10 protein-coding genes are annotated in these 13,046 nt (G+C 26.3%); 9 read left to right on the forward strand and 1 reads right to left on the reverse strand.

Annotated elements, in window-relative coordinates:
• Nucleotides 1–180 precede the first annotated feature (180 nt).
• The 8 genes from Q0K19_RS07405 (at nt 181) to Q0K19_RS07440 (ending at nt 8,235) form a co-directional block, all read left to right on the forward strand.
• Nucleotides 181–750: a TetR/AcrR family transcriptional regulator gene (locus Q0K19_RS07405; protein ID WP_297246821.1), complete on the forward strand. Its 570-nt coding sequence runs from the start codon at nt 181–183 to the stop codon at nt 748–750.
• Entirely contained in the window at nt 728–2,329 is a 1,602-nt protein-coding gene (locus Q0K19_RS07410; RefSeq protein WP_297246823.1) for a ComEC/Rec2 family competence protein, read from the forward strand. The genes Q0K19_RS07405 and Q0K19_RS07410 overlap by 23 nt, the downstream gene beginning before the upstream one ends.
• Nucleotides 2,330–2,706: 377 nt before the next feature.
• Nucleotides 2,707–2,991, forward strand: coding sequence for a hypothetical protein (locus Q0K19_RS07415; RefSeq protein ID WP_297246825.1), 285 nt, complete (start codon nt 2,707–2,709; stop codon nt 2,989–2,991).
• A gap of 33 nt (nt 2,992–3,024) precedes the next feature.
• Nucleotides 3,025–4,287, forward strand: a complete 1,263-nt coding sequence (locus Q0K19_RS07420) for a glycosyltransferase N-terminal domain-containing protein (protein WP_297246827.1) — start codon at nt 3,025–3,027, stop codon at nt 4,285–4,287.
• Nucleotides 4,288–4,532: 245 nt separating this feature from the next.
• Complete coding sequence (locus Q0K19_RS07425) at nt 4,533–5,216, forward strand: hypothetical protein (protein WP_297246830.1); 684 nt, start codon at nt 4,533–4,535, stop codon at nt 5,214–5,216.
• Nucleotides 5,217–5,622: 406 nt separating this feature from the next.
• On the forward strand, nt 5,623–6,300 hold the full coding sequence (locus tag Q0K19_RS07430) for a hypothetical protein (RefSeq protein ID WP_297246832.1): 678 nt from the start codon (nt 5,623–5,625) through the stop codon (nt 6,298–6,300).
• 386 nt (nt 6,301–6,686) lie between these two features.
• On the forward strand, nt 6,687–7,397 hold the full coding sequence (locus tag Q0K19_RS07435; RefSeq protein WP_297246833.1) for a hypothetical protein: 711 nt from the start codon (nt 6,687–6,689) through the stop codon (nt 7,395–7,397).
• 133 nt (nt 7,398–7,530) lie between these two features.
• Nucleotides 7,531–8,235, forward strand: a complete 705-nt coding sequence (locus Q0K19_RS07440; RefSeq protein ID WP_297246835.1) for a hypothetical protein — start codon at nt 7,531–7,533, stop codon at nt 8,233–8,235.
• Nucleotides 8,236–8,734: 499 nt separating this feature from the next.
• On the opposite strand, the gene Q0K19_RS07445 is transcribed toward Q0K19_RS07440, so the two are convergent.
• The gene (locus Q0K19_RS07445) at nt 8,735–10,045 is read right to left on the reverse strand and encodes a Mur ligase family protein (protein WP_297246837.1); all 1,311 of its coding nucleotides are present in this window, start codon (nt 10,043–10,045) and stop codon (nt 8,735–8,737) included.
• A 251-nt stretch (nt 10,046–10,296) separates the two neighbouring features.
• Between Q0K19_RS07445 and Q0K19_RS07450 the strand changes: the two genes are divergently transcribed.
• Entirely contained in the window at nt 10,297–12,951 is a 2,655-nt protein-coding gene (locus Q0K19_RS07450; RefSeq protein WP_297246838.1) for a valine--tRNA ligase, read from the forward strand.
• The last annotated feature ends 95 nt before the right edge of the window (nt 12,952–13,046 follow it).

The raw sequence follows: 13,046 nt of genomic DNA on the forward strand, positions 1-13,046 counted from the left end.
TATACATCAATATTAATTTATATAATAAAAAAGTTAATACATTATTATAATATTAATCATATACTATAATCACAAATATTTTTATATATACATACATTAACATTCTTTATCTTTAATAAACTTTGACAAATAAAAAATAGAGTATATAATATAATTAAATATGGGATAAAGGTTATCAAAATGACTCCTCGTGAACAGATAGTAAATGCAGGGAAAAGATTATTCAAAAAATACGGATTCAAAAAAGCATCTATGAGCGATATAGCATTGATGGTGCATAAATCTAAAAGCAGTATTTATCATTATTTCAAAAGTAAAGAAGAAATATTTTTTGCAATAGCCGAAAATGAAGCCAATGATCTAAAAAAAGAATTATACGAGGCAATAAAAAAAGAAGATACCGCAGAAGCAAAATTAAGAGCATATATTCTTACAAGACAAAAAGGTTATATAAAACTTGCCAATCTTTACGAAGCATTACATAGTGAAATATTTGAGGACTTTACCCTTATAGAGCATATGAGAGCACAATATCATAAAGAAGAATATAATACTATAAAAATGATATTGAGAAGCGGAGTAAAAAAAGGTTTATTCAATATAGATTTAAGACTTGCCACTGAGGCTGTACTTGCCATAATAAAAGGTTTTGAATTGGAATGGGCTAAAAATAAAAATTCAGAGCTTTATGAAAAAGACTTAGACACAATTATAAATATTATTTTTTATGGAATCGTTAAAAGAGATTAAAAATTATAATAAATTCTTTTTTCTATATCCTCTCACATATATAATATACATTACATTATCATTTGCAATCGGTGTAGCGATAGCATTTAAAAATAACAGCTTTTTTAATGTTTCAATTATAATTTCTTTTGTATTTATAGTTTTATCAATAATATTAGCATTAAAAAATAAATTAAATATTTCTATGATAATGATTATATTTTCATGCTTATTCATCGGTTATAGCTATACAGTTATTAGATATTATGACATATTAAAAAATCCGCTTAGTAATTTTGATAAGCCAATAGAAGCATACAATGCGAAAATATTATCTTATGACGGAGTTGTCGGCTATAGAGAAAGATACATTGCTTATGTAGATAAAGTTTATGACGGCACTAATTGGTATAATTATGCTGGAAATATAAGAATTTATAATGATTCATTAAAAACATTGTTTATTAATGATGAAATAACAGTATCTTCAAAGATAAATTTATACAAAAACATATTAACCAATAATGATATTTATAATTCTCAAATAATAATTGAAGTTCTAGCTGATAGAATGCTTTATGGTGCGGCAAGTATATACAGATATAATAATTTTGTTATTCAAGAAAATGGATTTTCTATTATTAATTATATAAATGCTCATTCTACAAAAATAAGAAACATAATAAAAAAATCACTAGGCTCAAATATGGAAGCTATACCCTACTCTATAGCACAGGGAATAATGATAGGAGATAAAAACATAATACCATATCATATAAGACAATATTTTATAGACTCCGGAATATCTCATATACTTTCTATATCAGGGCTTCATATTTCAATGATACTTTCAATTTTATTTTTAATATTATCTTTCTTTCCTATAAACTTTTATAAAAGAATATTAATATCAACAATCATAACCATAATAATATATCCGCCTATAACATTGTTTTCAGTTTCTATAATAAGAGCAAGCATAATGGCTTTTTGTCTGCTTATTTCATATTATTTTGATAGAAACAGAAATTCTATTAATGCATTATTTTTATCAGGATTAATCATACTGCTTTTAAATCCAAATTCTATTAAAGATATAAGTTTTCAATTCTCATTTTTGGCAACTTTAGGAATAATTATTTATTATCCAATATTCTATTTTTATATAATAAAAAATATAAATAATATAAAAACAAATAATAAAATTACTAGCCTAATAAAAAATATTTCTATAAAATTATTATCATTTTTATCTATAAATGTATTTGCTCTTATAACTGTTCTTCCATTAAGCATACATCATTTTTCAATATTAAATATTACATCTCTAGTATCAAATATATTTGCAGTTCCTATGTCTTTTATAATACTTTCATCATCACTAATAACTATAATAACATATCAAATATATGCTCCATTATCAATTTTTCCTTCTAAAACTTCAGAATTTTTTTCTGCTATTTTAATAGAATTAGCAAAGAAATTCAGTAATATTGATTTTCTTAAATATGAATTAAGTCTGAATTTATATTATGCCGTACTAATAACATTTATAATAGTATTTATAGGAATACTAATAAGAATAAAAATTAATAAATAGAATTCTGCTTCATAATAAAAATATTGAAACTTCCACAAAAATTGAAAAATTAAAATAAAACTAAAATTTACTTTGACAATTATATATATTTTAGTATATACCTAAACAACTACATTTTGTCAATTTTTATATTTTGTAAATGTATTATCAACTTTTTTGACGCACAAAAAAGTTGCAAAAAACGCAATTGCTACAACCTTATATTATTATAATATGTATTAAATGTATGGTAATACCTAAAATTTGGGTTAAAAATGCAGTTTTTTTGGTTCTTTTATACCAATAAAAGAACTGGGGTGCGGGGCAAAGCCCTGCAAATATTTTAAATTAAAAAATTAATTTTGACAAACTTAAAAATTTTTAGTATAATTTAAGCTATGAATAAATATATTTTAATACATAGAATAGTTAATGCATCTATATTTATGCTTTTTCCTATAGCAGCTTTTTATATAATAGAGCATAATAATATAAAAACAGGAATATATGAGGCTATTTTTATTATAGTAAATGCTGTTGAAATATTATTATTTATTGCATTTATAATAATGTATTTTAAATGCGAATGGGGTACAAGAAAACATCATGCTTTAGTAAAGGCAGGAATTTCTTTTATTGTATACTTTATTATTATTATAATGACTATAGCAGCTATTTTGTAATTTAAAGGTTTTATAATTTAAAGGAAATCATCTATGCAGAAATTTTTTATGTCTGTATACACAATATTTGGATATATTTTTTATCCTGTAATATTTATAGCTTTTTCCATTATGATGATATTTAATAAACCTATTAGAAAAGGGGCTTTATCAAGATTAGGGTTTATATACCCTAAAGAAAATAATAAAAATGCTGTATGGATACATGCTGTAAGTGTTGGTGAAATAGTAGCAGTTAAAGAAATAATCTTTACTTTAATAGACAAGGGATATACAATTTATTTATCAACTACTACTGTTGGCGGATATGATATAGCTAAAAAAAATTATGGAGATAAGGTAGAATTATTTTATCTTACTTTAGATTATCCGCATATGATTAATAAACTTATAAATTTGATTTCTCCTGAATATGTTATGATAGCAGAAATAGAAATATGGCCTACTCTTATATATTCGCTTCATAAAAAACTTATACCTCTATATATGATTAATGGAAGAATAGGTAAAAAAGAAATAAAAGGATATAAAAATTTTAAATTCTTTTTCAAGCCATATTTCAATATGTATACCAAAATATTAGCACAAAGCAATATAGATAAAGAAAATATGATATATATAGGAATGCCTGAATCTCTTATCACTGTTACAGGAAATTTAAAATATGATATAACTTATTATGTAGATGAAAAAAAGATAGATGCTTTAGAAAATATGATCCCTGTAAATAAATTCGTTATAACAGCAGGAAGCACGCATGCAGGAGAGGAAGAACTCATATTAAAAGCTATAAATGAACTTGGAATTAAAGATAAAGTATATGTAGTTATAGTACCAAGAGATATAAACAGAGGCGAAGATATACAAAAAACAGCTAATAAATTAGGTTATAACATGCCTCTTTATACAGATTATGATAAAACATCTGAAGACGGAATAATAATAAATACAATAGGTGAATTATTGAATTGGTATAAACTTTCTGACTTAGTTATAATGGGCGGTACTTTTATGGGAACTATGGGCGGACATAATATATTAGAAGCTATTTATTTTAAAAAGCCAGTTATAGTTGGAAAATATATGTATAATTTCATTGAAATATATGATTATATGAAAGAAGCAGTACTCACTTGTGATGATAAAAGAAAATTAACTGATACAATAAAAGAAGCATATCAAAATGAAGAACTTAGAAATAGTTTAGCAGATAAAGCATATAATTTACTCATAAAAAATAACGGTGCTTCCAAAAAAACAATAGAGATTATAAATAAATATCAAGGTATAGTATAACAAAATAGATATTTTCATATTGACTTTTATGTAAAAATCATTTACCTTAAAAACAGGCTTATGAAGTTTTATGGAATTAATTTATGCAATATTTAAATTTCTATTTAAAAAATTCTACGTTTGTATTATTTTAAAATTTTAAAAATTCTTTTATTCTTTCACTCTTTTATTTATCTAAAATAAATATTCTAAATAGTTTCATATTTCTGTCATATTCACAAAGATAATAGTTTCAAGGAGAAAATATGAAAAAAATAATTATACTAACCAGTCTATTTCTGGTAATATCGGCATTAGCATACTCTCATACTTTAGGTGTAGGACTTTATATTCCATTAGGGGGAAGTATTCCTAGCCTCTATCAAAATGATAATTTAAATCCAGCTACATCATTAAGTCCTCAAACAGCATTTGAAGTAGGCGTTATATTTAACCCTAGAGTTACTTTTAACGTAAATAAATATAATAATGTATCTATAGGTATAGATGTTGGTTGGTATAGAGACACATTTAAATTTCAAACTGATTCAAAAAACTTTACTCATGAATTTGATACTGTTATGACAGGTCTTAATTTCAGATGGAATCCTATGCTATTTGTATTAGGTATAGGAGGAGGCGTTAAAATTCCTTTCACAGGTAAATATTGGGAAGGAAATAATAATATAGCATTAAGTGCAGGAAATTTCTCAGCAAGATTTAATAATACTATTATACCTTATGTAAGACTTTATACAGGTATAGATTTATTCCTTGTAAGTTTAGCATTATATGTTAATTTTGACATACCATATTATGAGATAAAAAATAATTTGTCTTCATTGGGTGAAGGATATAGCTATCCTGGAAAATTAGGCTCTGTTGATGTTGGTGTTCAGCTAGGTATTCATTTAGATATATTCAAATTCGGAGAAGAAGCGGAAGAATAAGCATATACATATTATTAAGAAATCATCTAATCGAAAAAGTTTTATAACATATTGGGGATATATTTTTATATATCCCCATTTTTATATAATCAATAATTTAATCATACAAAATTAACATAAATATTTTATAAAAAATATATACCAAGATATAGTATAATAAAAATAGATATTTTTATATTGACTTTTATATAAAAAACATTTATATTAGTAATAGGTTTATGAAAAGTTTTATGGAATTAATTTATGCAATATTTAAATTTCTATTTTAAAAATTCTACGTTTGTGTTCTCAAATTTTAAACGTTCATTTATTCTTTCACAATTTTTTGTATCAAAAAGTAATATTCTAAATTGTTTCATGTTTCTATCATATACCTAAACTTTTTTATTAGTTTTAAGGAGAAAATATGAAAAAAAGTATTACATTAATCAGTTTGTTTCTGATTACATCCGCGTTAGCCTACTCTCACTCTTTAGGTGTAGGACTTTACATTCCATTAGGAGGAAGTATTCCTAGCCTCTATCAAAATGACAATTTAGATCCGACTGCATCATTGAGTCCTAAAACAGCATTTGAAGTAGGCGTTATATTTAACCCTAGAGTTACTTTTGATATAGATAAATATAACAGGGTATCTATAGGTATAGATGTAGGCTGGTATAGAGACACATTTAAATTTCAAACAGGTTCTCAAAACTTTACACATGAATTCGATACTGTTATGACAGGGCTTAATTTCAGATGGAGTCCTTCTCTATTTGTACTAGGTATAGGCGGAGGTGTTAAATTTCCTTTCTTAGGTAAATATTGGACAGGAAACAATAATGTAGCATTAAACGGGGGACATTTCTCATCAAGATTCAATAATGCTGTTATACCTTATGTAAGACTTTATACAGGTATAGATTTATATCTTGTAAGTTTAGCATTATATGTTAATTTCGACATACCAAATATGCAGATAAAAGACAATTTAGCTTCATTAGGTGAAGGATATAGCTATCCTGGAAAATTAGCTTCTGTTGATATAGGTGTTCAGGTAGGTTTACATTTAGATATATTCAAATTCGGAGAAAATCAATAACCTATTAATTAACAAACTATCAAATAATTCAGTATAGAAAAAGTTTTATGACAATGGGGATATATTTTTATATATCCCTATTTTATATAAACTAATATAGTTTAATTATACAATAATATATAATTTTAAAAAATAAATACTAATATAGAGTATAACAAAATTACATATTTTAATATTGACTTTTATATGAAAAACATTTACATTAATAATAGGTTTACGAAATTTATGGAATTAATTTTATGCAATATTTAAATTTCTATTCTAAAAATTATATGTTTGTATTCTCAAATTTAAAACATTCGTTTATACTTTTAATGTTTTCTTTATCAAAAAGAAATATTTTAAATGATTCTATATCGTATAATAATTAGTTTTGAGGAAAAAATATGAAAAAAAGTATTGTAATGATCACTATATTTATAATGACAACATCATTAGCATATTCTCATAATTTCGTAATGAGTTTGTATGTTCCGTTTGCTGGAAGCCGTCCTAGTTTCTATCAAAATGGTATTTTATCAGAATATTTAACTGATCAGGCAGAATCTGCATTTGAAGTAGCAGTTATATTTCAGCCATCAATTTATTTTCAGCTAGATAAATTTCATTACATAGTATTAGGAATAGATTTCGGATGGTATAGAGATACATTTAAATTTCATGACAATTCTCAAGACTTTACACATGAATTTGATAGCATTATTACAGGACTTAGTCTTGAATGGAAGCCTTCAATATTCCAAATAGGAATAGGAGGCGGCGTTAAAGTTCCATTATCAGGTAAATATTGGACAGGAGAGAATTATACTGCATTAGATTACAAGGCTTTATCATCAAGATTTAATAATCTAATTATACCTTATGTAAAAATTTATACTGGTGTAAATTTCGCTTTAGTGAGTTTAACATTCTATGCTAATATTGATCTGCCAACATCACAAATAAAAGATAATTTAGCTTCATTAGGCGGAGGGTATAGATATCCTATTCAATTAACTTCTGTTGATCTAGGTGTTCAGATTGGTTTACATTTACCTATTATAGAATTTGGTAAAAATAATGATCATGATGTTAGAAATAGCATAATAGGATCATAAAAATTTTGCATAGTTAATTTAAGCAGTATTTAAATATATATATATTGGAAAATCTTTATTTGTATTTTTTAAATATTATGTTTCTATTGTATATTTAAACATTTTATTAGTTTAAATATTTAAGGAAAAAAATATGAAAAAAATTATTATACTAATTACTATATTTATAATGGCATCAGCACTAGCCTATTCTAACTCTTTAGGATTAGGTCTTTATATTCCATTAGGAGGAAGCATTCCTAGTATTTATCAAAATAATAATGCAGATCCAAATTTAATATTATCTCCTCAAAGTGCATTTGAAGTAGGAGTTATATTCCAACCTAGAATTAATTTTAAAGTAGATAAAAAAGGCATTCATACTATTTCTATAGGTTTAGATATAGGTTGGTATAGAGATACATTCAAATTTCAATATACTTATAAAGATTTCACACATGAATTTGACAGCCTTATGACAGGGCTTAATTTTGAATGGCGGCCTTTAATATTTCAATTAGGTATAGGCGGAGGTGTTAAATTTCCTTTTACAGGCAAATATTGGATTGGGGGCAATTATACAGCATTAAACGGAGGAACTTTATCAGCAAGATTTAACGATACTTTAATCCCTTATATAAGACTTTATACAGGTATAAATTTAATTGTTCTAAGTTTATCATTATACGTTAATTTTGATATTCCAAACATGGCAATAAAAGATAATTTAGGTTCATTAGGAGAAGGATATCAATATCCTGGTAAATTATTTTCTGTTGATGTAGGCGTTCAGTTTGGAATACATTTAGATATATTCCAATTTGGCAAAAAAGAAAGAGAAGAACTATTATTTATATAATTAGAAAAAGTTTTATAACATATTTGTGATATACCTAAACAACTATATTTTGTCAGAAATAATTTTTTAAAATTTTAAATATCTGCAGGGCTTTGCCCCGCACCCCACTTCTTTTGTTGCCACAAAGAAGCAAAAAGGCTATATTTTAACTTAAATTAATAGTTTATATTACATGTAAAACAACATTAGTATGATTTAGTACTAATTTTACATTTGCACTTTCGCGAAGCGTATCCGAGTTTATCGAGGATATAAGGTTCTTTTTGCGGCGGGAAAAAAGAACAACAAAAAAATTGACAAAGTTAAAAATTTTTAGTATATACCTAAACAAATATACTTTGTTAAAAATAAATTTGTATTTTCTTTTTATATTTGTGGCTTTTTACCCAACTTCTTTTGTTGCCACAGGCGAAGTCCGCAGAGCGTGTGCTGCAAAAAAGTTGATAATAATTATATAATGTCAGTAATCGTAAAAATGAAATCGTTTCAGTATATATTTTTATATATCCTTATTTTTATATAAACTTATAAATTCACTGGCTGCATATAATGAACCTATTACAAGTACAGGCTTATCAGTTTTATTAATTGATTTTAAATTTTCAACTGCCTCATAAAAATTTGGTATATGCTTAACATTACTATTATCTTTAAAATATTTATAAGTCTTATAGCTATCCGTTTCTTTATGAGCTATATTATCAGGCGAACTTAGTACTATTAATGAATCATGCTGTTTTAATACCTCAGCCATATTTTTTATATCTTTTTGACTCAAAGGGGCAAACAATATTATAACATCATCATACCATTTATATATAGTGTTCAGTACCATTTCTAATGATTTTGAATTATGAGCACCGTCTACTATTATATCAGGATTTTTATGCATAAATGTTAGTCTCGCATTAATACTAAAATCTTTTAAAGACTTTACTGCCTTATTAATATTTTTTTCTATATGATTATTATCCGCTTTAAGAAGTATATTTAATGCTTTAAAAGAAAGAGATATATTTTCTGCCTGATGTTCTCCAAGCAAAACAGTTGAAAAACTATATTTTTTATCATTCTCCAAATAATTAAATTCTAATTTTTCATTGCTGTTTAGTATTATTTCTGCATCAAAATCCCTTTTAAAAACATATAATTTGCAGTTATTTTCTTTTGATATATCATCTATTATCTTTATGGAATTTTCTTCCTGATATGCTGATATTACAACAGAATTAGGTTTTATAATTCCTGCCTTTTGAGTAGTTATTTCTTCTATAGTATAGCCTAATACTTCCATATGATCATAAGATATTGATGTTAGTATGCTTATATCAGATTCCACTATATTAGTGCAATCTAATTTTCCTCCTATACCAACTTCAATACATGCATAATCAACGCCTTTTATAAAGAAGTAATACAGCCCCATTATTGTAAATATTTCAAATACAGTTACATTACTATATATTTCATTATTATCTATGATATTCTTTATTTTCTTTGTTATATTTATAAAATCTTCTTCGCTTATCCATTCTTCATTTATAGATATTCTCTCTCTTTCATTAACTATATGAGGAGAAATGAAAGCTCCAGCCTTATATCCTATATATGAAAGCATTTTTGACAATACCAATGTAGTAGAGCCTTTTCCTTTAGTTCCTGTTATATGTACAACTTTAAAAATCTGCTTGTATCCTAAAATTTTTAAAATACCTTTAACATTGTTCATATGATTAAAACTATTTTTATGCAATGTCTTTTTACCCATAAATGAGTATATATAGTCTAAGGCTTCATTCATATTGTTCATATTTGTTTCCATTAATTTATCATATTATTTATCATAGTTTCAAAAAAATAAGAATATCATATTTTAAAAAAGACTGCAATATAAAACTATAAAATCTATTAAATAAAAAATCAATAAATTCAAAGTTTTAATTTTAATATTATATTAATAAATCGATGCAAATAAAAATTAATAATTGAAAAATATTCTATATAGTATAAAATATATTATCAATTTTTAATATTATTATTGACTGATTGGAGGAAAAGAATATGAAACATACTTTAGAAGGGTCATACACCCCTAAAAATATTGAGGACAAATTATATAATTTCTGGAAAGAGAATGGATTTTTTCATGCTGTTATGGATAAAAATAAAGAGCCATATTCTATAGTCATACCTCCTCCAAATGTTACAGGTGTACTTCATATGGGACATGGTCTTAATAATACGCTTCAGGATATACTTATAAGATTCCATAGAATGCTTGGAAAATGTACTTTATGGATGCCTGGAACCGACCATGCTGGTATTGCCACTCAAAACGTTGTTGAAAGAAGATTAAAGGCTGAAGGAAAAAATAAGCATGATTTAGGAAGAGAGGCATTCGTTAAAAAAACTTGGGAAGTTGCTAATGAACATCACTCTATCATAGTAAAACAGTTGGAAAAAATAGGCTGTTCATGCGATTGGGATAGAGAAAGATTTACTCTTGATGAAGGACTTAGCAATGCTGTTAGAGAGGTATTCGTTGAGCTTTATAATCAAGGTTTAATATATAGAGGAAAATATCTTATTAACTACTGTCCTAGCTGCGGTACTGCTTTAGCTAATGATGAGGTAGAACACGAAGAAGTTGCCGGTGCTTTATATCATGTTAAATACCAAATAGAAGGAAAAGATGAATATATTGAAATAGCCACTACAAGACCTGAAACTATTTTGGCTGACGTTGCTATTGCTGTTCACCCAGATGATGAAAGATATGCACATCTTACAGAACAAGATGTTTTAATACTTCCTATAGTAGGCAGAAAATTAAGACTAGTAAAAGATACTTATGTTGATAAAGAGTTCGGTACAGGAGCATTAAAAATCACTCCAGCACATGACCCTAATGACTTTGCTATAGCTCAAAGACATAATTTAGAAATAATAAATATACTTAATGCAGACGGTACATTCAATGAAAATACACCTGCTAATTATCAAGGTAAAACAGTTAAAGAAGCAAGAGCTTTAATAATATATGAACTTGAAAAATTAGGTGCTTTCGTTGGTAAAGATAATATTAAACACCAAGTAGGACACTGTTATAGATGTCATAATGTTGTAGAGCCTTATTACAGCGATCAATGGTTTGTAAAAATGAAGCCTTTAGCAGAAAAAGCATACAAGGCTGTTAATGACGGAAATACAAAAATTTATCCTGAAAGATGGATTAACACTTATAATCACTGGATGACTGATATCAGAGATTGGTGTATAAGCAGACAATTATGGTGGGGACATAGAATACCTGTTTGGTACTGCGATGACTGCGGCGAGATGATGGTTTCAAAAACTGATATTACAGAATGTACTAAGTGTAAATCTAAAAATATTCATCAAGATGAAGATGTACTTGATACTTGGTTTTCTTCTTGGTTATGGCCTTTCTCTACTTTCGGCTGGCCTGAAGTTAATGAAGAATTAAAATACTTCTACCCTACTACAGCACTTGTTACAGGTTATGATATATTATTCTTTTGGGTTGCTAGAATGATTATGGCAGGAACTCATTTTATGAATGATGTACCTTTCAAAGATGTTTATCTTAACGGACTTATAAGAGATAAAATCGGAAGAAAAATGTCTAAGAGTTTAGGAAACGGCATCGACCCTATAGAAATTATTGATGAGCATGGAGCTGATGCATTCAGATTTACTTTATCATTCATAACTTCATTAGGCGGTCAGGATATTTGGCTTGACAGAGAACTTTTCAAAATGGGCGGAAAGTTTGCTAATAAAATTTACAACAGTGCTAAATATATTTTTGGTAATATTGATGATAATGCTAATATAAAAGATTTAGAGAGCTACAATCTTGAAAATAAAGATAAATGGATATTATCAAGACTTCAGAAAGCTATTGAATCAACTACTCAAAAATTAAAAGAGTATAGATTCGATGAGGCTTCTCAGACTATTTATAAATTCTATTGGAATGAATTCTGTGATTGGTACATAGAGATAAGTAAATTCGATTTGAAAGATGAAAGCAAGAAAGAAAAAACTATTGCTGTTCTTTTATATGTACTTGAAGAATCAATGGCTATGATTCACCCATTTATGCCATTTATAACAGAAGAAATTTACTCTAATTTACCAAAACATAATATTGATTCAAAAGCATTGATGATTAGAGAGTATCCAAAAGCTAATGCTAAATATATATTTGAAGATATAGAAAAAGATTTCAACTTAATTCAGGATATTGTTTCAGGAATAAGAAATTCACGTTCATCATTTAATTTGCCTCCAAACAAAAAACTTGATGTAATAATTCGCTATACTTCAGATTATTTCAAAAATACTGCAGAAAGCTATAAGGATATTATATCAGCACTTTCACTTACAGAATCATTGAATATAGTTTCTTCAGCAGATAGTGAGAGAAATAAAGGTTCATTCGTTAAAGTATTTGAAGGCGGTGAGATAAATGTTAATCTTGTGGGTATAATAGATTTAGAAGCAGAGAAGAAAAGATTAGAAAAAGAAGCAGCAGGATACAAAAAAGATTTAGAAGCTGTAAACAAGAAACTTTCTAATGAAAACTTCATGAAAAAAGCTAAACAGGAAGCTATTGACACAGAAAACAGAAAGAAAAAAGAGTTTGAAGATAAATTAAAAGGTATAGAGGAAGTTTTATCTTCTCTATAATATTTTATATGAATACGGTATTGTATTTAAATTAGTATATAATTTTTAATTTGTGGGGACTAGCCCCCACACCCCCAGTTCTTTTGTTGGCACAA

Origin of the sequence: uncultured Brachyspira sp. (assembly GCF_944393015.1) — a bacterium.
GTDB lineage: Bacteria > Spirochaetota > Brachyspiria > Brachyspirales > Brachyspiraceae > Brachyspira.